The 22,266-nt window shown below is 61.7% G+C and carries 24 protein-coding genes; 16 read left to right on the forward strand and 8 right to left on the reverse strand.

The genetic code is table 11. From position 1 onward, the window contains the following. From TX72_RS07455 to TX72_RS07475, 5 genes are read right to left on the reverse strand one after another with little or no spacing between them, the layout of a single operon-like run. Nucleotides 1-588, reverse strand: a complete 588-nt coding sequence (locus TX72_RS07455) for an esterase/lipase family protein (protein ID WP_011128348.1) — start codon at nucleotides 586-588, stop codon at nucleotides 1-3. Then, nucleotides 585-956, reverse strand: coding sequence for a dihydroneopterin aldolase (gene folB, locus TX72_RS07460; protein WP_011128349.1), 372 nt, complete (start codon nucleotides 954-956; stop codon nucleotides 585-587). The genes TX72_RS07455 and folB overlap by 4 nt, the downstream gene beginning before the upstream one ends. Further along, on the reverse strand, nucleotides 953-2,260 hold the full coding sequence (locus tag TX72_RS07465) for a glutamate-5-semialdehyde dehydrogenase (protein WP_011128350.1): 1,308 nt from the start codon (nucleotides 2,258-2,260) through the stop codon (nucleotides 953-955). The genes folB and TX72_RS07465 overlap by 4 nt, the downstream gene beginning before the upstream one ends. 13 nt (nucleotides 2,261-2,273) lie before the next feature. Further along, a complete protein-coding gene (locus tag TX72_RS07470) occupies nucleotides 2,274-3,182 on the reverse strand; it encodes an ROK family protein (RefSeq protein ID WP_011128351.1) in 909 nt (302 codons plus the stop codon). A gap of 4 nt (nucleotides 3,183-3,186) precedes the next feature. Then, entirely contained in the window at nucleotides 3,187-7,569 is a 4,383-nt protein-coding gene (locus tag TX72_RS07475; protein ID WP_158305741.1) for a translocation/assembly module TamB domain-containing protein, read from the reverse strand. 96 nt (nucleotides 7,570-7,665) lie between these two features. Between TX72_RS07475 and TX72_RS07480 the strand changes: the two genes are divergently transcribed. From TX72_RS07480 to TX72_RS07540, 14 genes are all read left to right on the forward strand, one after another. After that, nucleotides 7,666-8,115, forward strand: a complete 450-nt coding sequence (locus tag TX72_RS07480) for a Ycf51 family protein (RefSeq protein WP_011128353.1) — start codon at nucleotides 7,666-7,668, stop codon at nucleotides 8,113-8,115. A 13-nt stretch (nucleotides 8,116-8,128) separates the two neighbouring features. Further along, complete coding sequence (locus tag TX72_RS07485; protein WP_011128354.1) at nucleotides 8,129-8,518, forward strand: DUF4332 domain-containing protein; 390 nt, start codon at nucleotides 8,129-8,131, stop codon at nucleotides 8,516-8,518. A 61-nt stretch (nucleotides 8,519-8,579) separates the two neighbouring features. Continuing rightward, nucleotides 8,580-8,861: a DUF8664 family protein gene (locus tag TX72_RS07490; RefSeq protein ID WP_011128355.1), complete on the forward strand. Its 282-nt coding sequence runs from the start codon at nucleotides 8,580-8,582 to the stop codon at nucleotides 8,859-8,861. Continuing rightward, on the forward strand, nucleotides 8,851-10,455 hold the full coding sequence (locus tag TX72_RS07495; protein WP_042503615.1) for a CocE/NonD family hydrolase: 1,605 nt from the start codon (nucleotides 8,851-8,853) through the stop codon (nucleotides 10,453-10,455). Before TX72_RS07490 ends, TX72_RS07495 begins: the two co-directional genes overlap by 11 nt. Nucleotides 10,456-10,466: 11 nt before the next feature. Further along, on the forward strand, nucleotides 10,467-10,637 hold the full coding sequence (locus tag TX72_RS14730; protein ID WP_225867684.1) for a hypothetical protein: 171 nt from the start codon (nucleotides 10,467-10,469) through the stop codon (nucleotides 10,635-10,637). Nucleotides 10,638-10,705: 68 nt separating this feature from the next. After that, complete coding sequence (locus TX72_RS07500) at nucleotides 10,706-11,176, forward strand: DUF3887 domain-containing protein (protein WP_011128357.1); 471 nt, start codon at nucleotides 10,706-10,708, stop codon at nucleotides 11,174-11,176. Between the two features lie 60 nt (nucleotides 11,177-11,236). Next, nucleotides 11,237-13,564 (forward strand): 1,4-alpha-glucan branching protein GlgB, encoded by a 2,328-nt coding sequence (glgB, locus tag TX72_RS07505; protein WP_011128358.1) that lies wholly within the window; start codon nucleotides 11,237-11,239, stop codon nucleotides 13,562-13,564. A 48-nt stretch (nucleotides 13,565-13,612) separates the two neighbouring features. Continuing rightward, nucleotides 13,613-14,671, forward strand: coding sequence for a uroporphyrinogen decarboxylase (hemE, locus tag TX72_RS07510; RefSeq protein ID WP_011128359.1), 1,059 nt, complete (start codon nucleotides 13,613-13,615; stop codon nucleotides 14,669-14,671). Further along, nucleotides 14,668-15,687 carry an NAD-dependent epimerase/dehydratase family protein gene (locus tag TX72_RS07515; RefSeq protein WP_011128360.1) on the forward strand — a complete coding sequence of 340 codons (1,020 nt, stop codon included), beginning with the start codon at nucleotides 14,668-14,670 and terminating at the stop codon, nucleotides 15,685-15,687. Before hemE ends, TX72_RS07515 begins: the two co-directional genes overlap by 4 nt. A gap of 7 nt (nucleotides 15,688-15,694) precedes the next feature. Further along, entirely contained in the window at nucleotides 15,695-16,054 is a 360-nt protein-coding gene (petE, locus tag TX72_RS07520; protein WP_011128361.1) for a plastocyanin, read from the forward strand. A 125-nt stretch (nucleotides 16,055-16,179) separates the two neighbouring features. Then, complete coding sequence (locus TX72_RS07525) at nucleotides 16,180-16,536, forward strand: c-type cytochrome (protein ID WP_011128362.1); 357 nt, start codon at nucleotides 16,180-16,182, stop codon at nucleotides 16,534-16,536. Nucleotides 16,537-16,540: 4 nt separating this feature from the next. Next, nucleotides 16,541-16,768, forward strand: coding sequence for a Nif11-like leader peptide family natural product precursor (locus tag TX72_RS07530; protein ID WP_011128363.1), 228 nt, complete (start codon nucleotides 16,541-16,543; stop codon nucleotides 16,766-16,768). Then, on the forward strand, nucleotides 16,768-17,166 hold the full coding sequence (locus TX72_RS07535; protein ID WP_011128364.1) for a hypothetical protein: 399 nt from the start codon (nucleotides 16,768-16,770) through the stop codon (nucleotides 17,164-17,166). The genes TX72_RS07530 and TX72_RS07535 overlap by 1 nt, the downstream gene beginning before the upstream one ends. Beyond that, nucleotides 17,163-17,438 (forward strand): hypothetical protein, encoded by a 276-nt coding sequence (locus tag TX72_RS07540; RefSeq protein ID WP_011128365.1) that lies wholly within the window; start codon nucleotides 17,163-17,165, stop codon nucleotides 17,436-17,438. The genes TX72_RS07535 and TX72_RS07540 overlap by 4 nt, the downstream gene beginning before the upstream one ends. Here the strand turns inward: TX72_RS07540 and TX72_RS07545 are convergent. Further along, nucleotides 17,427-17,627, reverse strand: a complete 201-nt coding sequence (locus TX72_RS07545) for a DUF8662 family protein (RefSeq protein WP_011128366.1) — start codon at nucleotides 17,625-17,627, stop codon at nucleotides 17,427-17,429. The genes TX72_RS07540 and TX72_RS07545 overlap by 12 nt on opposite strands. A gap of 104 nt (nucleotides 17,628-17,731) precedes the next feature. Between TX72_RS07545 and clpB the strand changes: the two genes are divergently transcribed. Continuing rightward, entirely contained in the window at nucleotides 17,732-20,320 is a 2,589-nt protein-coding gene (gene clpB / locus TX72_RS07550; RefSeq protein ID WP_042503620.1) for an ATP-dependent chaperone ClpB, read from the forward strand. 9 nt (nucleotides 20,321-20,329) lie between these two features. Here clpB and TX72_RS07555 read toward each other — a convergent pair whose 3' ends face one another. Further along, on the reverse strand, nucleotides 20,330-20,806 hold the full coding sequence (locus TX72_RS07555) for a 6-carboxytetrahydropterin synthase (protein ID WP_011128368.1): 477 nt from the start codon (nucleotides 20,804-20,806) through the stop codon (nucleotides 20,330-20,332). 64 nt (nucleotides 20,807-20,870) lie between these two features. On the opposite strand from TX72_RS07555, the gene hisIE reads away from it, so the two are divergent. After that, nucleotides 20,871-21,539 carry a bifunctional phosphoribosyl-AMP cyclohydrolase/phosphoribosyl-ATP diphosphatase HisIE gene (gene hisIE, locus TX72_RS07560; protein ID WP_011128369.1) on the forward strand — a complete coding sequence of 223 codons (669 nt, stop codon included), beginning with the start codon at nucleotides 20,871-20,873 and terminating at the stop codon, nucleotides 21,537-21,539. On the opposite strand, the gene TX72_RS07565 is transcribed toward hisIE, so the two are convergent. Next, entirely contained in the window at nucleotides 21,536-22,201 is a 666-nt protein-coding gene (locus TX72_RS07565) for a L,D-transpeptidase family protein (RefSeq protein WP_011128370.1), read from the reverse strand. The two genes, hisIE and TX72_RS07565, sit on opposite strands and share 4 nt — an antisense overlap. Nucleotides 22,202-22,266: the final 65 nt, after the last annotated feature.

Genomic DNA, 22,266 nt, shown 5'->3' on the forward strand with positions numbered 1-22,266 from the left:
TCAACATCCCAGATCCTGGGCCAGCCTCTGCAAAGCCTGCGGATGAGCAATGAGCTGTTGGTGGGTCCACACCGGCAGCTCCGTCTGAGTTCCCCGCGGAAGCACAGCCATCCAGCCGGGAGACACCATCAGATCCCAACGGCAGAAATAACTTCGACAAACCACCGGAGCCAAGGCACCGACCTGTCGATTCAGCTGTTTTAAAAGGTCGCTGGCGGGTTTCATGTCCGCCACACCAGCCAGCAGCCGGCGGGGCACAGCCAAGGCCGCCAGGGTTCCGTTCTGGGGGCTGCCGACACTGAAAAAACGATCTGTCCGCTCAGCTCCCCTCAGTTCTTGCAGCCAGATCCGCCCGATCACACCTCCCATGGAGAACCCAAGCAGATCGATCGGGGTCTCCCGCCCGTACTGCTGCAGGATGTGCTGATCAAGGCGTCGGGCCAGCTCCCGCAGCGGAACCACCCCAAGACCATGGGGGAGATGCGGTGCCAGCAAGGGACGATCCGGCTGATCGATCCGCTGGATCAACCGATGAAACACCCGTGGGGTATCCCACAGGCCATGGACAAGCACAAGGGGCCTTGTCATGGAGCCCCATGGCGAGCGCGCTCTACCGCCACCACACCATCAAACCCCGGCACCGGGGCGGCGCACTTGCTCAGGGTCAACCGCATTGGAACCGCTCCATAGAGCTGCTCCAGACGATCCAGCACCCGATCACTGAAGTGCTCGATCGTGAGGCAACGGATCTCCCGGGCCAGAGCCTGCAGGGAGCGGATCGCCAAGCTGTAATCCATGCTGCCGGCCAGATCATCCGCCGCTGCGGCACTGGAAAGGTCAGTCCAGAGACTGATATCGAGACTGAACCATTGGCCATCCCGACGCTCCTGCTCCAGAACGCCCACATGGGCCCAGAGGCGCAGACCCCTCACATGGATCGCATCGTTTGCGGTCACAGGGGCAGATCGGTGTGGGTGAAGCTGCGGGTTCCGTCTGCGAAATCAGCGGCGATGTGTCCGTCACCCCGGAGCCGATAGCGATAGGTCACCAAACCATCGAGTCCCACTGGTCCGCGCGGCGGCAGGGTTTGGGTGCTGATGCCCACCTCAGCTCCAAACCCGTAACGGAAGCCATCCGCAAAACGGGTGGAACAGTTCAGATATACGCCAGCACTGTCAACAGCCCCCAGGAATCGTTCCGCCGCCTGGTCATCGGTGGTGGCGATGGCTTCGGTGTGGCGGGATCCATGGCGACGGATGTGTTCGAGCGCGGCATCCATGGAAGGCACCACCCGCACCGCCAGGATCATGTCGAGGTATTCCGTTCGCCAGTCCTCATCGGTGGCAGCGTCACTGATGCCGTGCTGGCGGCTGTGTTCATCGCCCCGCAGGGTGACACCGGCAGCTTGAAAGGCCGGCACGGCAGACGCCAGAAACGCCGGTGCAATCGAGGCATGCACCAGCAGGGTCTCGATCGCATTGCAGGCGGCCGGGTACTGGGTCTTGCTGTCGATGGCGATGCGTACCGCCTGGTCCACGTCAGCAGCCGCATCCACGTAGAGATGGCAGATGCCGTCCGCATGACCCAGCACAGGAATGCGGGTGTTGTCCTGAATGAATCGCACCAGCTCGTTGCTGCCCCGGGGGATGATCAGATCCACCAGGCCATCCAGCCTCAGCAACGCCAGGCTTTCCTGGCGGGTGGTCAACAGCGTTAACGCATCCGGTGCCACGGCACTGCGGCCCAGGCCCAGCTTGAGGGCCTCCATCACCGCTTCATTGGTGCAACGCGCTTCGCTGCCGCCTTTGAGCATGGCGCCATTGCCGGAGCGGATGGCGAGCGAGGCAATCTGCACCACAGCATCCGGGCGGGCTTCGAAGATCACCCCCACCACGCCAAGAGGAACGGAGATGCGCTCCAACACCAGGCCTTGATCCAGCTCTCGATGCAGCTGCCGTCTGCCAAGCGGATCGGGCAGAGAGGCCAGTTTTCGCACCCCATCGATGGCACCGCGGAGCTTGCCGGCATCCAGCTTCAACCGGGCCATCAGTGCCGGGGCCAGCCCCTCAGCCGCGGAACGCTCCAGATCTTCACGGTTTGCGGCAACGATCACCTCAGCCCGCTCCGCCAAGGCATCCGCCATCGCCTGAAGCGCATCGGCCCGCTGTTGGTCGTCCGTCTGCCCCAGGTCTACCGCCGCCAGACGGACAGCTCCGGCCCTCTGCAACAGCTCTGCTGAAGGCTCCGGGACAGTGGTCATGGCAGCAAGCGACTCAGTCGTCGGCCATCATCCCGCCCAGGCGCAACAGCGCCAGCCGCGCCGCCCCCAGGCGACCGGCTCCATTGCCAAGAGCACAAGCGTCGATCCGCAGTCCCTCCCGGGACACCGCCTGCACCCGCAGCTCCACCTCCCGTCGCACCGCGGGCAGGAAATGGCGAGCAGCCCCGGCCAGACCACCGCCCAACAACACCAGCTGCGGCGTGAAGACGTACACCAGGGATGACAGCCCCACCCCAAGGCGAGTGCCGTAGCGCTCCCACACCTCAAGGGCTGCCGGCTCCCCCTCCTCTGCAGCCAGACTCAACTCCCGGGGGTCCCGGTCGCACAGGCGACGCAACGCTGCAATGCTCGCGAACTGCTCCAGGGATCCGCGGTTTCCGCTGTTGCAAGCGGGACCATCGGGGTCGACACCGATCAAGCCCGGTTCCGCCGCCGCGCCGTTGTGGCCGGTGAACAGCTGCCCACCGAGCAGAACACCGCCTCCAACTCCGGTGCCGAGGGTCAACAGCACCACATCGCTGAACCCCTTGGCAGCGCCCCACCAGGCCTCTCCCACCACAGCGCAATTGCCGTCGTTGGCGAGGGTGACGCGTCGCTGCAACCGCACCTCCAACCACTCCGCCAGCGGCACGTCCTCCCAACCCGGCAGGTTGATGCAAACCCGCGCAACCCGAGCCGTGGCATCCATCGGCCCAGGCAATCCGACCCCCACCAAGGCCGCGGCTCCATCAGGATCCAACTCCTCGACGGCATCGCAGAGGGCCATCGTCACGGCTCCTGGCACCGCGGGCTGGGGGGTGGCCACCTCGAGCTCAGCCAACAGGGCTCCTCGGGGATCAAAACGGGCCAACTTGATGGCCGTTCCGCCGAGATCAATGCCGATCGCCTGCCCGTCATCCATGGTTTCAGAAGCGGAAGAACAGCTGCAGCTGGCTCTGCCAGATGCCATTGGAATCGACGGACCCTGACAAAGCCGTGTTGGGTGTCACCTGGTAAGTGACCGTCGCCTGAGGGGGGACATCCGAGGTGTTCGGAGCTGCAAGCACCGAGAAATCAAAGCGATCGGTCACATCAACACCGATTTCTGTCACCAGCGTGAAGGTGGGAGCCACCCGCCCAGACCTGCGCTCATCCTCATCCTTGATATCCGGTGTGACGTAGGTGGGGAACAAGGCGATCTGGAGCCGCTGTCCCATTGCATCGGTGAGCGTTCCGAGAACCGGTGAAAGCAGCGACTGTCCCAGCACCGTCGCCAGGGCGGCTCCACCGGCTCCAGCCAGGCCTGACAGAGAGTTGCCACCGATCAGCGCCAACAGCTGCGGCTGCGACATGGGCGGGACACTGCGCAGATCGAGATTGCCGATCAAACGATCCGCCGGTCCGGCGGCCTCCACGGTGACCTTCACCAACCGCAGCTGGCCACCCCCATCGCCGAGACCATTGGTGTCGAAGACATTGGCCGAGCTGGCATTGCCAGCCGTCCCGGGCTGCACCGCATCCGAGACCCTGGTCTTCATCGCTATGTCGATAAAGGGCACCAATCCCAGCGATGGGGTGAACACTGCGACGTTGGGAGCACGTGGATCGAGGCGGAAGGTGGTGGAAAACAGACTGACCCGGCCGCGGTTCAGACGAATCAGGCCCCGCAGCTCAAGCGACGGATCCAACGGTCCATTGACCAGCAGCTGACCACCACCACGGAAACTGATCAGCGGCGGCATCCGCACCTGCAGATCGGGCCCCAGACCAAGACGGAAGTTGCGGAAACGAACCGCCGAAAGATCCGGCATCAGATCCTGAAAAGCCGCCGGCAACTGGGCGGGGGCACCAGGCCCGAACAGCACCAGGGGGTCTTGGAAATCCCAGCCTTCTTCAAGCAGTGCTGCGGTGGAGAATGGCGTTGAGACATTGGCCTGCGACGGTTGAATCCCCTGCTGCAATGAGGCGCCACCACCCTTACGAAGACGCGACAGCAAGCCGCTGCGGGGCTGAATCACCCCATTACGGAGGTTGAGCTGGCCACTGATCAGCGGCTGGCTCAACGCGCCCCTCACCGTGATGTCTGCATCCGCAGCCAGATCAACCATCTCCTGCCGGATCGTCCCTTTGGTCAGGCGAATGGTGAGCGGTGTCTCCTCATCACGGGGAATGAACAGACCGATGGCCCCCTCAGCCGAGATCGTGCCCCCCAACGCCAGGGTGGCCTCAAGCTGGCTGACCTCAACCCGGTTGAAATCAAACAAAAGGGACGCATTGACTTGCTTCAGGGTTTGATCAGCGGCCGTGAAAGCACCGTCACGGATCACCAGAAATCCATTGGCCTGGGGCTGATCCAGGTATCCGCTGAGCAGCAACCGCAGATCACTGCTGCCGCGTGTCAGCCGCAGGGCATCGCCGGCCGGGGCCGCCAGGAAGCTCAGCGCATCCCCATGGCTTTCAAGCTCGAGATCCAACGCATCACGCAGTGACAGCGGAACAGTGCCGCGCATCTGCAAGGCCTCAGCGGCATCGATACTGCGGAGTGCGAGATCGACTTCAAGACCTTTTGAGGACAACACAACGGCTCGGCGTTCAAGACGAAGCTCCTGCTCACCGAACCGTGCCTGCTCCAGGGCCAACTCAGTGGTGAGCAACGGACCGGCACCTGACAGGTCGTAGGAGCCGGTGGCACCGATCGCCCCACGCAACGCGGACGGAACCGGAACGGCCAAGGCCAGTAGCGAAAAGGGCAGATGCAGAAGGCTGAAGCGACCCTGGCCGCCCTGCAGAGGACCGCTCAGCTGAGCCACCAAGGGGTCCAGCTGAAGCATCCGGTCCTGATCATCACCCTGCATCCACAGATGAGCCCGGGCCTCCGCCTCCAGCGAGAGCGATGCCAGATCCGGGCCTGAAAGGTTGAGGACAGCATCCAGGCGACCGCGCAGGTCACCTGGATCAACGCGCGCTTGGGGATGATCACGCTCGTAGGCCTCAAGCCACTGCCGAGACCGCTGAAGCGCGCGCAGATGACCGTCGAGACTGCCGCCGAAGGTGTCGATCATTAACCTGCCGAGATCCTCGGCACGAACAGGTGTCCCCGTGGCGGTGAGCTGGCTGCCACGAAGCTGACGGGCCATCTGCACCAACCAGGGCACATCGAGTCCAGAGGCTTCAATCCGGCTGCGCAGATCAGCCCCGACCCGTCCCTCAGCGGTGAGCTGAATCTCACCCTGCTGCGGCTGCAGCCGGCCAAGGGCTCTGAAGCGCCCTCCTGAGACACGTCCCTCCAACTCGATCCGATTCAGACCAAGTCCACGGAGCTGCGGGTCCTCCAGCTGCACAGCACCAACCAGCTCCACCGGTTGCAGGGCCAGGACGCCGTCGCCACTCAGACTCCCCTGCAACGAGCCTGATGCCGATCCCGAAGGGAGCGTCAGCTGAAGACCCGCGATTGACAGCTGATCGGCATTCCACTCCACCTGACCTTTGGCGCCGGAACGCACGGTCAAGCTGCCGGTCCCACGACGAAGATCTGCCTGCAATGGCCAACCGGAGGAACCCAGCCGAACCTTCAGTGCTCCATCCGTGTCAGGAGCCTGCGATGCCAGGCGCAGGTTGAACGCCGATGCGGTTGATCCAGTCACTTGTCCCTGCCACCGCTCCGGCAATCGCAACGGTCCGGCACCAGGCCGGAGGAGATCCAACGCCACAGTGGTCTTCACATCATCAAAAGGGCCCTGCAATCGGCCGCGGGCGGACAGATGGCCTTGCAAAGGAAGGGGTGTGACGGCCGACAGGCGGGCCAGGGGCAGTGAGGTCAACGCGAAGCCGGCTTTCAGCGCCCCGAGCTGCGGCGCGCCGTTGTGCCAGCTGACGGGGAGTTGCGCCGCTGCACGCAGAACAGGACTGTTGAAACGATCGAGGGCCATGAGCCCGGAGGCCTTCGACCAGGACGCGCGGAGATCCCATCGCTGCACAACAAGATTGCGGTCCTGGGCCAACTCCAGTGACAGCGCTGGTGATGCCAGGGAACCGCTCGCTAAAAGCGCTCCGGAGATGTCGGATGTCTCGCCAAGGGTCTGTTTCAGGGCGGGCCATCGCTGCCAGAGCGACGGCGCCAGGCTGAGTTCACGACTGCGCAGGTCGATCTGCTCGTCGATCGTGCCCTCCAGATGCAAGCGCAGGCCGGGTGAGGTGAGCAGGGCTGTTTGAACCTGGATCTGGCGGGCTTCGGGATCAATCCAGGGGGTGCGCAGCTGGCCTTGCACTCGCAAAGGCCCATCGAGTTCAGGCACGGTCACAACCCCCGCCATACGCCAACGGGGATTGGACCAGGGGCCATCCAGCTGGAGTTGAGCGCGATCCTTGCGCTTCAAGGACGCCACATTGATCCGCAGATCCACAGCTCCATCCAGCTGAACCGACCCCCTGGCGTCAGCCCGCCAGTCACCCATGCGGAAACGACTGCGAATCAGGCTGACCCGATCGCCGCGACAGCTCACTCCGACGGCGGATGACCGCAGGGGATCGGGCAGGGTTGTGTTGTGCAGCTCGAGATCCTTGACCTTCAGCTGCCCCTGGCAGAGAAAGCGGCTTGGTGTCCACTGAATCGCCAGGTCACCACCTGCTTGGCCCGCTAAGCCCGTGGCATCCGATCCAGGCAGAACGGCCTCCAGTGTGGAGAGATCCAGGGATCGCAGACGACTGCTCAGCACCAGTTCTGGACGATCCCAACGCCCCTTGGCCTCCAGATCAAGGCTGCCGGCTCGCCCGAGCCGACTCAGCCGCGAGATCGCTGAGAAGCGCTGCCGCGCGATCTGCACAGACCCACGACTGGTCAGTTGGATCTCATCTCCAGAGGGGGTGAGGCGAATCCGGGCCGGTTGAGCCAGTTCAAAGCGCAGGTCCAGATCCGGGGGGGCCTCCCCGTCCTGCGAAACCTCTCCGAACCGCCAATAGCGACCGTCCGGTTGGCGATCCAAGGCCACATCGAGGCCCTGCAGCTTCAGCCGCAACACCGGCTGCCATTGCCGCAGGCTGGCCAAAGGGTCGAGATGGACACTCAGGCCCTGGACCTTGATCGTGGAGCGATCAGTACGCGTCGGGGCAATGGTTGTCTCGCCCAGGGCCACACCCCATGGCCTCAACCCCTTGTAAGGACCGAACGTGATCGGGTGACCGAGAGCGGTACCGATGCTGCGTTCCAGTGGTCCGCGAAACGAAGCAAGCACCTCATCAGCCGTGCGATCCAGGGTCTGCACCGCCAGGACAGATCCGACACCAACAGCCGCGCTGGAAATGAGGATCAAGGATCTGGACAACCGCCGCGCTTCTCGCATCGACTGCGACGATTGCCCCCAAAGCTCGCGCAATATAAGGAGACCTTTCCTTGGAGACCAGCCGCCATGGCCTTTGATCAGCTGCTGCTCACCGCAGCGCCCTGGCTGGCCTGGTCAGGCCTCGGCCTTGGTGTGCTGACCATTGTGGCGTTTCTTACGGGCTGGGGACTGCGTTTTCGCTTGGTGGGCGTCAGCAGTTTCACTTTGCTGCTGGCGGTCAGCTGCTGGGCCTTTGCCCTGAGTTACACGCCGCCGGTCGTGGTCGATGGCGCCATTCGGGCCCCCGTGGTGTTCGACAACGGCAACGATCTGGTGGTGGCCCAGGTGAAGCCCGACCTGGATCCGATCACCGTTGACGCCACGCTTCAGCAATTGGCTGGCAATCTGCGCGGGTCTGGACGTGGCAGCAATTTTGTGACGGTGCGGCTGCGAGCCCTTCAACCCATCGCAGATGGTGTGAGCCAGCCCGTGATTCTTGGGGAGACAGAACGGGACTTCCGCCGCTCCGCTTCCTGATGACGCTCTTGTGATGAGACCGTTGCGTGATCTGCCCCAGTCCTTCCGACGCGAACAGCAGGAGCTGGACGAGGCAGGAATCAACGATTGGCAGCAGTTGCGGGACCTGGACGATGCTCAGCTCAGTCGCCTCGCCCGCAGCGGCCGAGCGTCCCCCCGGAATCTCAAGCGGCTGAGGGGCATCGCAGTTTTGGTCTGTGATCTCAACATTGCCCCACCAGATGCTGCTCTTCTGATGCATGCCGGCATCGCATCCCGTGCAGCGCTTGCAGCCACGACACCCGAACGGGTCGTCCAGCAAACGGGACGCCTGGAACGCAGCCTCGGCACCGGCAGACCGGCGGTGGTGGACCTGGCCACAGCCCGCCGCTGGATCCAGAGCGCTAGGCAACCAGGGAACTGACCCCTTGATCAGGCCTGGGCCTTGTGCGCTTGCTTATGAACGGTTCACAGCGATAAGCCCTATGGACATCGGTCGGATTGTCGCTTCGCTGGTTGTCTGCGGTCTCGGATGGGCCGGATCCATTGCTGCAGCAGCGGATTCAGAGCTGCTCAACAGCGTCAAGCGCAATCCACAACTGGCCAAAGACATGTGCAGCCTCTTCCAGGATCTGAACGCCAAGGGACAATCCGCCTACGCGAAAAAGGTGACGCGAGACATTGCTAACGATCAGAAGCTGTCGAAACAGGACGCCGAAGTGCTGGTGACCTATGTGGTGGGCATGCACTGCCCCGATGTCCGTTGAATCGCCCTTGATCAGCGCATCAGAAATCGTCGAGCACGATGCGGAGCTGCTCCTCAGGGACGGCATTCGGTTGTTGGCGCGTCTGTGGCACCCCCGCAGCGGCGGCCCCTGGCCTGCCCTGTTGATGCGACAACCCTACGGACGGCGTCTGGCCTCAACGGTCACCCTGGCCCACCCCAGCTGGTGGGCACGCCAGGGGTATCTGGTGGTGGTTCAGGACGTGCGGGGCCAGGGGGATTCCGAGGGAACCTTCCGTGGTTTCTCCCAGGAGGCGGATGACACCGTCCAGACCCATGACTGGGTCCGATCCTTGCCGGACTGCAACGGACGGATCGGCTGCTACGGCTTCTCGTATCAGGGGATCACGCAGCTGCTGGCCCCCGCAGATTCCCCCCCTCCGGACTGCCTGGCTCCAGCCATGGCGGGGCTGGATGAGCGGCGCCACTGGAGCAGCGAGGGCGGTGCACATTGGTGGCACCTGAACCTGGGATGGGGTCTGCAGCTGGCCGCCCAGCAGGCGCGACGCCGTGGGGACTCCCACGCCTGGGAAGCGATCCGACGAGCACTGGAGGACGGCAGCTATCTGAGGGACGGGCCTGAACTGCTGCAACGACACGACCCCGACGGGATGGCCTGCAAGTGGCTGGCGCAGGATCCAGCTGATGGCACCGCCTGGCGCCGCCATGACGCCCCGCAATCCTGGTTGCGCCAACCGATGCTGCTGCTGGGGGGCTGGTGGGATCCCCATCTTTTAGGACTCCTCGATCTTTACAGGCGTTCTGAAGCGGCCGGGGGAACACCGGAACTGCACATCGGACCGGCCACCCACTTGCAGTGGTGGCCTGAAGCCCAGACGGTGTTACTGCGCTTCTTCGATCAACACCTGAAACAGGTCCAAATCGGCCAAGATCAGCTGCACCTCTGGGATCTCGGCACCAAACAATGGACCTCAAGGCCACAGCCCAGTGCCCTCTCATGGAGTCTCCAAGGGGAAGGCCTGGCATGCCTGGATCCCGCCAGCGGCCGCCTGAACCCAAACGAAGCTGGCGTTGGTGAGGAGCGGATTATTCACGACCCTTGGCGCCCTGTGCCAGCCATCGGCGGTCATCTCAGCCCCTCCTCTGGCCCTGCTGATCGGCAATCGCTGGATGCACGCTCCGATGTGGCCACCTTCACCACAGCCCCGCTGGATGAACCCATTGCGTTGTCAGGTCAGCCGCAGCTGCAAATCCGCGCAGGAGCCGATCAGCCTGGCTTCGACCTCTGCCTGGTGCTCTCACGCTTACCTCAGGGCAGTGCTGCCGTTGAGCAACTCAGCAGCGGAGTGCTGCGCGTTCTGGGGGCCGAGGCCGAACAGATGGTCGAGCGACGGGTGCTGCTCCAACCCCTTCTGGTCACATGCTCCGCCGGAGATCGTCTTCGCCTTTCGATCGCCGCTGCCGCCTGGCCAGCCATCGGAGTGAATCCCGGCACACCGGAGCATCCCTGCGCTGCCCCAAGTGCAAACCACCACGTGGTGACGATGACACTGGACCTTGCTGGCTCGCTGCTCAGCCTGAACCCGTTCAACTCCGGCAGACTGAACCTCGATTGATCAATCGCGCCGTGAAGCTTTCCGCTGCCCTGCTGGCCATCGCTCTGTCAGCCCCCATGGGGTTGATCAATCCCGCAGCAGCGGAGGAGCTGACAAAGACTGAACTCTCTCCAGCTCAAGCGACAAAAGCCGCTGAACGTTTGCTGGGAGCTTTGAAGGAGCGCAACGGGAGCGTGGTTTAGACGCCCTGGCAGCTCCGATCCAGGCCAGTGTTGACCTGCAGAGCGTCCAGACTCGTCTGAACCAGCGCGTGGCCATCGATGCAAGTCGCATCGTCAGCGTTATTCCTGGTTACAACACGACAACTGTTGATGCTGTCGTGACCACCGCATCTGGCGACGAAGAGATGCTTTTGGTGTTGGATGAGGACGGCAAACTGCTTGCATGGAAGTGGGCTGACCGTGTCCAGCCCATCGAAACCACAGCACTCGAATTCACAAGCGACCTTGCGGCGGGACGTTTGATTGCAGCGCGATCCAAGATGTCATTGCAGCTTCAGCAGGAGCTGGCCCCGGGGGACCTTGAGCGCAAGTGGAGCAAGCTCGTGCGGGTGGCTGGAGGTTTTCGCAAGGTCAAAGACGCTGTGATTGCTCATCAGGGCGGTAGCCAGCAATTGGTGCTTGTGGCTGTGGAATTCGGTAAGGCCACCTCCAACCTGTTTGTGATCTTTGACGAGCGTGGACGGATCATCAACGTCGACATCTCCCGCGACTTTGTCTGATTCGGCAGCGGAATCAACGAAAAATTCCGCTTAACATCGCGCCCACTTCACAGCTCTTCCATGGGTGGCGCGGCAGTCCTCGACTGGATGGTTCAGGACGGCGAACGTCTCGCGAATTGTCGGCACGATCACCCGTTAGCGATCCTCGGCCCGCAACCAAGCGATGCGGGCTGGACTGTTCGGGTGTGGATGCCGGAAGCCCACAGCGTGACGCTGCTGGAGGGCGGTCGGGAAGCATTGATGACCGCACCCAATCACCCCTGGGTGTTTGAAACAACGCTCAGCCACGACCCCGGCAGCAACTACAAGGTGCGGGTCGAGCGCGGCGGCATCACTCACGAACAACACGACCCCTGGGCGTTCAGGGACGAATGGATGGGCGACATGGATCGCCATTTGTTTGCCCAGGGCAATCACCACCACATCTGGCAACGGATGGGCGCCCACCTCACGCAGCGTGATGGCATCTCCGGGGTGATGTTCTGCCTTTGGGCACCGCATGCCCTGAGCGTGTCGATCCTGGGTGATCTCAACTCCTGGGATGGTCGTCACCACCCCATGCAGCAGCGCTTGGGTGGGATCTGGGAATTGTTTATTCCAGGGCTTGCTGAAGGTTCTCTCTACAAGTACGAAATCCGCACCCAGGACGGGCACTGTTATCAGAAAGCCGACCCCTACGGCTTCCAACACGAGGTTCGCCCGGACAACAGTTCAGTGGTGGCTCGCCTGGATGGCTTCCAATGGTCGGACGGCTCCTGGATGCAGCGACGCGATAGCAGCAATCCGCTGGAGCAGCCCATCTCCGTGTATGAGATGCATCTCGGCAGCTGGATCCATGCCAGCGCCGAAGAACCCTGGATTCAGCCCGACGGCAGCCCGCGAGCTCCGGTGCCCGCTGCCGACATGAAACCCGGCGCTCGGCTGCTCACCTACGCCGAGTTGGCGGCTCGCCTGATCCCTTACGTCAAGGAACGGGGATTCACCCACATCGAACTGATGCCGATCACCGAGCATCCCTTTGATGGCTCCTGGGGTTATCAAGTCACCGGCTGGTACGCCCCCACCAGCCGCTACGGCACTCCGGATGAATTCCGGGCCTTTGTGGATCGCTGCCACGCCGAAGGCATCGGCGTCATCATCGACTGGGTGCCTGGCCACTTCCCCAAGGATGCCCATGGCCTGGCCTTCTTTGACGGCACACACCTCTACGAACACGGAGATCCGCGCATCGGTGAGCACAAAGAGTGGGGAACGCTGATCTTCAACTACAGCCGCAACGAGGTTCGTAACTTCCTGGTTGCCAATCTGGTGTTCTGGTTCGAACAGTTCCACATCGACGGCATTCGCGTTGATGCGGTGGCCTCAATGCTGTATCGCGACTATCTGCGTCCAGATGGCGAATGGCTGGCTAACGAGCATGGCGGTAGAGAGAACACGGAAGCCGTTCAATTCCTGCAGCAGGCCAACCATGTGCTCTTCCAGCACTTCCCCGGGGCGTTGTCGATCGCGGAAGAATCCACAACCTGGCCGATGGTGACCCAACCCACAGAAATCGGTGGCCTGGGCTTCAACCTGAAATGGAACATGGGTTGGATGCACGACATGCTCGATTACTTCGAGCTGGATCCCTGGTTCCGTCAGTTCCACCAGAACAACATCACCTTCTCGATCTGGTACACCTACACCGAAAACTTCATGCTGGCGCTCAGCCACGACGAAGTGGTGCATGGGAAAAGCCATCTTCTCCACAAGATGCCAGGTGACGACTGGCAGAAATACGCCAACACCCGAGCACTGCTCGCCTACATGTGGACCCATCCCGGCAAGAAAACCATCTTCATGGGGATGGAATTCGGCCAGCGCGCTGAATGGAATGTCTGGGGAGATCTGCAATGGGATCTGCTGAATTACGAACCCCACAAAGGCATCCAGCTGCTGGTGGATGACCTCAACACGCTGTACAAAGCTGAGCCGGCCCTCTGGCGCGACGACTTCGACCAGTTCGGATTCCAGTGGATTGATTGCAATGACAACCGTCATTCCGTGATCAGTTTCATGCGGCGTGAAAGCAGCAGTGGCACCTGGCTTGTGGTGGTGGCCAACTTCACACCACAGAGCCATTCCCATTACCGGGTGGGTGTTCCGCTGGCGGGCTTCTACGAGGAGATCTTCAACACCGATGCAGCCCGTTACGGCGGCAGCAACCTTGGCAACATGGGCGGCAAGCCAACGGATGAATGGAGCATCCACGGCTACGAGAACTCCCTGGATCTCTGCCTACCTCCCCTCAGTCTCCTGGTGTTCCGCCACGACCCCAAGCGCAGCCTCCAAGCGGCTTCAGCATCAGCCTGTGACAAAGCAGATGACGAAACTGCTGACACCAACTAGCCGAACACAGAACTCAGGTAGGTTTCCGGCTTACCTGATTTCGGCTTGATGAGCGACACTCTGCCCCTGCTTCTGCGTGCAGCCCGCGGTGAAGCGGTGGAGCGTCCTCCGGTCTGGATGATGCGTCAGGCTGGGCGTTACATGAAGATCTACCGGGATCTGCGCGACAAGTACCCCAGCTTTCGCGAACGCTCCGAAAACCCTGATCTCTCCTATGAGATCTCCATGCAACCGTTTCACGCCTTCAAGCCGGACGGCGTGATCCTGTTCTCCGACATCCTCACGCCGCTGCCGGGGATGGGCATCGATTTCGACATCATCGAAAGCAAGGGTCCGCAGATCGGTGATCCGATCCGCTCCATGGATCAGGTGAACGCCCTGCGCCCGCTGAACCCCAGCGAGTCGATGCCATTTGTTGGTGAGGTGCTGGGACGTCTACGCGAAAGCGTCGGCAACGAGGCCGCTGTGCTTGGTTTTGTCGGCGCACCCTGGACCTTGGCGGCCTACGTCGTGGAAGGCAAGAGCAGCAAGAACTACGCGGTGATCAAGGCCATGGCCTTCCGCGAACCAGAGCTGCTGCACAAACTGCTCGACCACTTCGCCGAGTCGATCGCCAACTACCTGCGCTTTCAGATTGATTCCGGCGCTCAGGTCGTCCAGATGTTCGACTCCTGGGCCGGACAACTCAGTCCTGCCGATTACGACACCTTCGCCGCGCCTTATCAGAAGAAGGTGGTGGATCTGGTCAAGCAGACCCATCCCGATACCCCCTTCATCCTGTACATCTCCGGCAGTGCTGGCGTCCTCGAACGGATGGCCACTACAGGGGTGGACATCATTTCTCTGGACTGGACCGTGGACATGGGCGAAGCTCTGGCCCGCTTGCCGGAGCACATCGGTGTACAAGGCAACGTTGATCCGGGTCTGCTGTTCGGAACGCCGGACGCGATCGAGGCCCGCATTGATGACTGCGTGCGCAAGGCCCGCGGCAGGAAGCACATCCTCAACCTCGGCCATGGAATCCTGCCGGGGACGCCTGAGGAAAACGGTGCTGCTTTCTTCCGCTCAGGCAAGAGCGTGATCGACCGCATCGGGGCCTTCGCTTGACCCGGATCCTGGTCACTGGCGCCAGCGGCTGCGTCGGTCAATACATCTCTCACTGGCTGCTGCTGCATTCCGATGCGGAGTTGCTGCTCTGGCTTAGGGATCCGTCCAAACTCACAGCGGTACTGGCAGACCATCCCCGGGTCCGGCTGTTGGTGGGTGACCTGCGGGACACGGATCGGTTTGTGGCGGAACTGGCAACGGTGAACCGTGTGATTCACACCGCCACCGCATGGGGCGATCCGGAACGGGCGGAGCAGGTGAATGTGGTGGCCGTGAAGCGACTGCTGCAACTGCTCAATCCCCACGTGGTGGAGCAGATCATCTACTTCTCAACGGCCAGCATCCTGGACCGTGACCTCAGGCCCTTGCCGGAGGCGCAGGCCTACGGCACCGAATACATCCAAACCAAGGCTCGGTGTTTGGAGCAACTGGAGCAGCATCCGCTGGCGGCCAAGATCATTGCCGTGTTCCCAACCCTCGTGTTCGGTGGCCGCGTGGACGGCACCAGCCCATACCCCACCAGCTATCTCACGGAGGGCCTGGCGGAAGCGAGTCGATGGCTCTGGCTGGCCCGCTGGCTGCGGGCCGACGCCAGCTTCCACTTCATCCATGCGGAGGACATCGCCCGGATCTGCGGCCAGTTCGCCACACGGCCCCATGAACCGAACCGTGAGCCGGGCCAAGGGGCCCTTCGCCGGGTGGTGATGGGACAGCAGGCGATCAGCGTTGACGACGCCGTGGCGACCCTCTGCCGCTGGCGCGGGGTGGGCCGGACACCGGGAATCCCCCTCTGGGCCTGGCTGATCGAAACCCTGATCAAGATCCTGCCGATCGAGGTGAATGCCTGGGATCGCTTCAGCATCCGTCAACGCCACTTCATCCATGACCCGGTGAGCCCTCCCGAGCGCTTCGGGGGGGAGAGCCATGCCCCCACCTTGGAAACAGTTCTTAGCGATTCCGGCCTACCCAACCGCGGCAGCCCCAGAACCCAGCGTAAAGTCCTTCCAACGACCTAATTCATTCATGCGGTCCGTCCTTCGCACCCTTGCAGCTGCCTGCTGCGCCCTCCTGATGCTGATCGGCTTGAACGTCGGTACTGCACAGGCCGCCACCGTCGAAGTCAAGCTCGGCACCGACGCCGGCATGCTCGCCTTCGAACCCGCCACCGTCAACATCAAGGCCGGTGACACCGTCAAGTTCATCAACAACAAGCTGGCTCCCCACAACGCCGTGTTCGACGGCCACGACGAGTACAGCCACGGCGATCTGGCCTTCAACCCCGGTGAGTCCTGGGAAGAGACCTTCAGTGAAGCCGGCACCTTCGACTACTACTGCGAGCCCCACCGCGGTGCTGGCATGGTCGGCAAAGTGATCGTCGAGTGATCGGTTAACTCTCTGCTCAGACCTCAGGATTAACAGTTCAAAAACCCCGGACTGTGTCAAACATGGTCCGGGGTTCTTTCATTTGTCGGATGCGATCGATAGCTTGGAGAAACCAATGACTCTCGATGGTGAGACTTGCCGGCCTGTTGCTGATGTTGCTTGCCCTGATCGGGCCGGTGCTGGTTCCTATTCCTGCGTGTGCCCTCGAGAGCGCACTGATTGAACAGGGGGAGCAAATCTTCAGCAGCAACTGTGCGGCCTGCCACATGGGGGGTGGCAATGTGATCCGGGCCAATCGCAGCCTGAAAATCCGGGATCTCAATGCCCATCTGGAGGAATATCAGCAGGATCCCCTGGAAGCGATCGAACACCAGATCGAAGCTGGCAAGAATGCGATGCCTTCTTACGAAGGCAAACTCACCGAAGCCGAGATCATCGCTGTGGCTACCTACGTGGAACAGCAAGCCGAACTCGGCTGGTAACGCGATGAGCCGAGAAGCGCTCAGCGATTTTCTACGAGCGGTTGAGCGCTATCAGCCGCTGCGACGCGAGGCATCGGCCTGTCGCAACGATGCGGAACTGATTGAGTTGGCCCGCAGCCATGGCTTTGCGTTGCACCCAGCCGATCTGCAAAGCGACGCTGCCGAGAGTCGCACCGGACGGTGGTTCCAAACCAGCAGACTGAATCATCCCTTCCGTTCACCGACGTCCTGATGGCCGTTGTCACCTTGCTGAGCGACTTTGTTGACGGGTCGAGCATGGCGCTTGCGGAAGACACCGATGCCTCAGACCTCAACGCCTTCATGACGGCCAATCAGGGCCGGCTGTGGGCCAGCGTGCAACAACGCCGGCGTCAGAAACAGCTCACCGGAGTGCGGCGTGGACCCGGCACCGTCTTCTTCGCCCGCGATCAAAGAGCGGCAGCCGCGGTGGAGAACTACCTCCGCTGCGATAAGGGATCTCAGGAAGAACAACAAGCCCTGGAGGCGATGCAGAAGGCTGGTGTCGAAATCGCCCCGCACGTCGGCAGCGATGGCGAGCGCAGGGTTCTGTTGGATGGTCAGCTGCGGGGACTGACACCACAGGCCAAGGTTCAGGGGTTTGGCGGATGAGCCTTCCCGAGAACCCATTGGGCCTGAGCACGCTGGATGAATTGATCGGCTGGACGACCACCTATTTCCACTTCAAACATGCTCTGGAACAGGTGCCTCTCCAACCTGGCGAAGCCCAGCAATACCTGGAGGCCTTCACCCCCTTTCGGGAACGATTGGCCCATGAAATGAACAAGCAGGCCATCCTCGAGGCACGCTTGCCGAAGGAGATGCGCGACAAGATCGCGGCAGAGAAGCCAAATCTGCTGAGGATCCGCGAGCTACTGAGCTGATCGCGCGGCGTTCAGCACCGCGAGATAGAGCTCCTCATCGATCTCGCGGATGTCGTATTCACTGGGCTTCATGCCGTGGTGGTGCTCATGCACCACCATCCAGCAGCTGCGCTCCAGCTCTCCACCCGCACTGGCCGACAGCTGCAGGCTTTTATCCACCAGGGTTTGCAGGAGCTGCGGATCGGACATGCCAGATCGGATGTTCGGGGAACTGTAAAAACCGCAGCCGGTTCACCGCCATCGGCATCAGCTGAATGCCCATACGGTTTGTTCAGGACAACCGCAACAGTCATATGCAACCCACAGCCGAACAGTTCACCGAACAGGCCTGGGCCGCCATCGTCGCGGCCCAGCAACTCGCCCAGGCCTCCAGGCACCAGCAGCTGGAAACCGAACATCTGCTGCTGGCGCTGCTTCGACAGAACGGACTGGCCGGGCGAATCCTCAGCAAAACCGGCGTTGACGTCACCACCTTCGAGGCCAGTGTTGAAGGCCATCTGCAACGGCTTCCCAGCCTTGGCTCGGCACCCGACTCGGTGTTTCTTGGCCGATCCCTCAACAAGGCCCTCGACCGAGCCGAGCAGCGGCGGGATGGATTCGGCGACAGCTTCATCGCCATCGAGCATCTGCTTCTGGCCCTGGCGGAGGATGATCGCTGCGGCCGGCAACTGCTCAGCCAGGCCGGGGTGACCACCAACACACTCAAGGAGGCGATCACGGCGGTGCGCGGCAACCAAACGGTGACAGACCAGAACCCTGAGGCCACCTACGAATCCCTGGCGAAATACGGCCGCGATCTCACAGCAGCGGCCCGCGATGGTCAGCTGGATCCGGTGATCGGACGGGATGAAGAGATCCGCCGCACCATTCAGATACTCAGCCGCCGCACCAAGAACAACCCCGTGCTGATCGGTGAACCCGGGGTCGGCAAAACAGCAATCGTCGAGGGCTTGGCACAGCGGATCGTCAATGGTGATGTGCCCCAGGCCCTGCAGAACCGACAGCTCATTACCCTCGACATGGGTGCCCTGATCGCCGGGGCGAAATACCGGGGTGAGTTCGAAGAACGGCTCAAAGCGGTGCTGAAGGAGGTCACCACCTCCGATGGACAGATTGTGCTGTTCATCGATGAGATCCACACGGTGGTGGGCGCTGGCGCCAGCGGTGGTGCCATGGACGCCAGCAATCTGCTGAAACCGATGCTGGCCCGGGGTGAACTGCGCTGCATCGGGGCCACCACCCTTGATGAGCACCGTCAGCACATCGAAAAGGATCCCGCCCTGGAGCGACGCTTTCAGCAGGTGCTGGTGGATCAGCCCACAGTGCCGGACACGATTTCAATCCTGCGGGGCCTGAAGGAGCGCTACGAGGTACACCACGGCGTACGCATTGCCGACAGCGCTTTGGTGGCCGCCGCCATGCTCAGCAGCAGATACATCACCGATCGCTTCCTGCCGGACAAGGCCATCGACCTGGTGGATGAATCCGCCGCCCGGCTGAAAATGGAGATCACCTCCAAACCGGAGCAGATCGACGAGATCGATCGCAAAATTCTGCAGCTGGAGATGGAAAAACTCTCCCTCGGCCGTGAGTCCGACAGTGCCAGCCAGGAGCGGTTGCAACGGATTGAACGGGAATTGGCGGAACTGGGTGAACAACAGAGCAGCCTCAATGCCCAGTGGCAGAGCGAAAAAGGTGCCATTGATCAGCTCTCGGCTCTCAAGGAGGAGATCGAACGGGTGCAGCTGCAGGTGGAGCAGGCCAAACGCAATTACGACCTCAACAAGGCAGCTGAACTCGAATACGGAACTCTCGCCACGCTGCAACGCCAGCTGCAGGAGCAGGAAGACCTCTTGGAAGACGAGGACGGAACAGACAAAACCCTGCTGCGGGAGGAGGTCACCGAAGACGACATCGCTGAAGTGATTGCCAAGTGGACCGGCATCCCCGTGGCTCGCCTGGTGCAGAGCGAAATGGAGAAACTGCTGCAGCTGGAGGACGACCTGCATCAACGGGTGATCGGACAGAACCAGGCGGTCACTGCCGTTGCCGACGCGATTCAACGCTCAAGGGCAGGCCTCAGCGATCCCAACCGGCCCATCGCGAGCTTTCTGTTCCTCGGGCCGACGGGTGTCGGCAAGACGGAACTGTCCAAGGCGCTGGCCAATCGCCTGTTCGACAGCGACGACGCCATGGTGCGCATCGACATGTCGGAGTACATGGAGAAACACACCGTGAGCCGACTGATCGGTGCCCCTCCGGGCTATGTGGGTTATGAAGCCGGCGGCCAGCTCACGGAAGCGGTACGGCGACGGCCTTACGCCGTGATCCTGTTCGACGAGGTGGAGAAAGCCCACCCCGATGTGTTCAATGTGATGCTGCAGATCCTCGATGACGGCCGCGTTACCGACGGCCAGGGCCGCACGGTGGATTTCACCAACACCGTGTTGATCCTCACCAGCAACATCGGCAGCCAATCGATTCTTGAGCTGGCTGGGGATCCGGAGCAACACACGGCGATGGAGCAACGGGTCAACGAGGCGCTCAAGGCCAAATTCCGTCCCGAATTTCTCAACAGGCTCGACGATCAGATCATCTTCCGCAGCCTTGAAAAAGAGGAGCTGCGCCGGATCGTGTCACTGCAGGTGGAGCGTCTGCGGTCGCGACTGGAGCAACGCAAGCTGGACCTTCAGCTCAGCGACATCGCAGCCGATTGGCTGGCCACCATTGGCTTTGACCCGGTTTACGGAGCAAGACCCCTCAAACGCGCCATCCAGCGGGAGCTGGAAACACCAATCGCCAAAGCGATCCTGGCGGGACAGCTCAGTGAGGGACAGACGGTGCAGGTTGATGCAGGTGACGACAAACTCTCAATCAGTTGAAGCAACCGCTCAACCAGCAGCCTCGAACCAAGACGGCACAGCATGAACCTGCGCAGCATTGCGCGAATTCTCACGCGCTTCAACAGCCCAGCAGCAGCTACGTCCGCCATCCCGTTGCTTGAGGAGGCTGTTGGCCCAATCCCATACCAGAGCGGCGGTTGACTCCATCCCCACGTTGTCCATCACCCGCAGATCAAGCGCTCCCTGTTCATGCAACCTTCTCCAATCCTCAAGAAGAGGATCATCGGCATTGACCAAAAAGGTGTGGTCGAACTGCTCGCGCAGCTGCTGCTCCAACGGACGCAAACTTGAGAAATCGACCACAAACCCACACTCATCAAGCTCGGTGGCGGCGAACCAAAGCGTGAAACTCCTGCTGTATCCGTGCACGAAGCGGCAATGCCCCGCATGGCGCCACTGGCGATGGCAACAGGGATAGCCCTCGAACTGTTTGCTGCAGGTGAAACGCGTCGGGGGGTCAGGCACGATTGGCAGAAGGGCGAAGTCGGTCAGAACGCTGCGGGAGGATCAAGGCAGAAACCGAGGACTGATGCAGCCCCTCAGCCCCGCCTTCATCGACCAACTCCGTTTTAACGAAGCGGGGTTGATCCCAGCGATCGCCCAGGACTGGCTGGACGGGGCCGTTCTGATGGTGGCCTGGATGAACAGGGAATCGATCCAACAAACCCTGAACAGCGGCGAGGCCCATTACTGGAGTCGTTCACGACAGGAGCTGTGGCACAAAGGAGCCACCAGTGGTCACACCCAGACCCTGCGTTCCATCCGCTACGACTGCGATGCTGATGTGCTGCTGCTGACCATCGAACAACGTGGCGACATCGCTTGCCACACCGGTGCCCGCAGCTGCTTCTACGAAGGCGGCGATCAACGTTCCGATGGGGGCTCAAATGCCTTGTCTCCCCCTGCGGACGCTTGCACCGAGCTGTTTCGCGTGATCGAGTCTCGGCGAGACAACCCGGAGGAAGGCAGCTACACAAACAAGCTGCTGGAGGGGGGTGACAACAAGATTCTCAAGAAAATCGGCGAGGAGAGTGCTGAATTCGTGATGGCCTGCAAGGACGACAATCCTGAGGAGATCGCAGGAGAAGCCGCCGACATCCTCTTCCACATGCAAGTGGCCTTGGCGCACCACGGCGTGAGCTGGCGTCAGGTTCAGGAGGTGCTGGCCGCACGACGAGGTGCCCCGAGGCGGCACTAGGGCAGACAGGGGCTATCGCTGCTGATCACCACCTCATCGCCAAGCTGAAGCGTGCCGAGCAAAGTCGTCAACGTGTCCTGGTTGACGTTGATGCAACCACCGGTCACCGATTGACCGACGCGCCGCTCGTCGTTGGTGCCGTGGATGGCGAAGCTGTACCAGCGGAACTTGCCCTTGTAGGTGTTGAACTGAAATGGTTGGTCCGTGGGGGGTAGCGGGGTCAAACTGATAAATCCGATGCCGTACTCGCCGGACTGACCGTCGCCCTTGAAATCGATGGAACTCATGTTGCGGAACAGTGAGTCCTTCAGCTCCGCTTCAGTCTTGCCGGATTGTTCCACCAGATCAGCCTCCATCGCGAAGTCGCTGTCACTGAGGATCGCGTTGACACGAAACCTGCCGAGGGGCGTCAGCCCATCCTGAAAGCTAGTGCCAGCACAGGCGAGACCCAAGCGGCCGAAACCGACTGGAAATCGCTGTGCCTCTCCACTGGCTTCAAGAATTCCCTCACTGGCAGAAGGGTTCTCAACATCCAATTGAATTCGCACCAGACGCCTCGACTCGGGCGCCTGCTCCCTCTCTGCCACGGGGTCGTCAGCGCTTGAACAGCTGGCGAGGGTCACCAGCAAGGCCAGCGAAAACAGAGAGCGAATAGTCAGCACGACAACTCAATCGATGTCACCAGCTTGACGAGATCGCACTGACCGCGCATGGCACGATATGACAA

It is taken from the genome of Parasynechococcus marenigrum WH 8102, assembly GCF_000195975.1.
GTDB lineage: Bacteria > Cyanobacteriota > Cyanobacteriia > PCC-6307 > Cyanobiaceae > Parasynechococcus > Parasynechococcus marisnigri.

Bases quoted from the DNA above. Each gene is read 5' to 3' on its own strand.
- TX72_RS07455 (WP_011128348.1), bottom strand. From the start codon at position 588: ATGACAAGGCCCCTTGTGCTTGTCCATGGCCTGTGGGATACCCCACGG.
- TX72_RS07465 (WP_011128350.1), bottom strand. From the start codon at position 2,260: ATGACCACTGTCCCGGAGCCTTCAGCAGAGCTGTTGCAGAGGGCCGGA.
- TX72_RS07470 (WP_011128351.1), bottom strand. From the start codon at position 3,182: ATGGATGACGGGCAGGCGATCGGCATTGATCTCGGCGGAACGGCCATC.
- TX72_RS07480 (WP_011128353.1), top strand. From the start codon at position 7,666: ATGGCCTTTGATCAGCTGCTGCTCACCGCAGCGCCCTGGCTGGCCTGG.
- TX72_RS07485 (WP_011128354.1), top strand. From the start codon at position 8,129: ATGAGACCGTTGCGTGATCTGCCCCAGTCCTTCCGACGCGAACAGCAG.
- TX72_RS07490 (WP_011128355.1), top strand. From the start codon at position 8,580: ATGGACATCGGTCGGATTGTCGCTTCGCTGGTTGTCTGCGGTCTCGGA.
- TX72_RS07495 (WP_042503615.1), top strand. From the start codon at position 8,851: ATGTCCGTTGAATCGCCCTTGATCAGCGCATCAGAAATCGTCGAGCAC.
- glgB (WP_011128358.1), top strand. From the start codon at position 11,237: ATGGGTGGCGCGGCAGTCCTCGACTGGATGGTTCAGGACGGCGAACGT.
- hemE (WP_011128359.1), top strand. From the start codon at position 13,613: ATGAGCGACACTCTGCCCCTGCTTCTGCGTGCAGCCCGCGGTGAAGCG.
- petE (WP_011128361.1), top strand. From the start codon at position 15,695: ATGCGGTCCGTCCTTCGCACCCTTGCAGCTGCCTGCTGCGCCCTCCTG.
- TX72_RS07525 (WP_011128362.1), top strand. From the start codon at position 16,180: ATGGTGAGACTTGCCGGCCTGTTGCTGATGTTGCTTGCCCTGATCGGG.
- TX72_RS07530 (WP_011128363.1), top strand. From the start codon at position 16,541: ATGAGCCGAGAAGCGCTCAGCGATTTTCTACGAGCGGTTGAGCGCTAT.
- TX72_RS07535 (WP_011128364.1), top strand. From the start codon at position 16,768: ATGGCCGTTGTCACCTTGCTGAGCGACTTTGTTGACGGGTCGAGCATG.
- TX72_RS07540 (WP_011128365.1), top strand. From the start codon at position 17,163: ATGAGCCTTCCCGAGAACCCATTGGGCCTGAGCACGCTGGATGAATTG.
- TX72_RS07545 (WP_011128366.1), bottom strand. From the start codon at position 17,627: ATGTCCGATCCGCAGCTCCTGCAAACCCTGGTGGATAAAAGCCTGCAG.
- clpB (WP_042503620.1), top strand. From the start codon at position 17,732: ATGCAACCCACAGCCGAACAGTTCACCGAACAGGCCTGGGCCGCCATC.
- hisIE (WP_011128369.1), top strand. From the start codon at position 20,871: ATGCAGCCCCTCAGCCCCGCCTTCATCGACCAACTCCGTTTTAACGAA.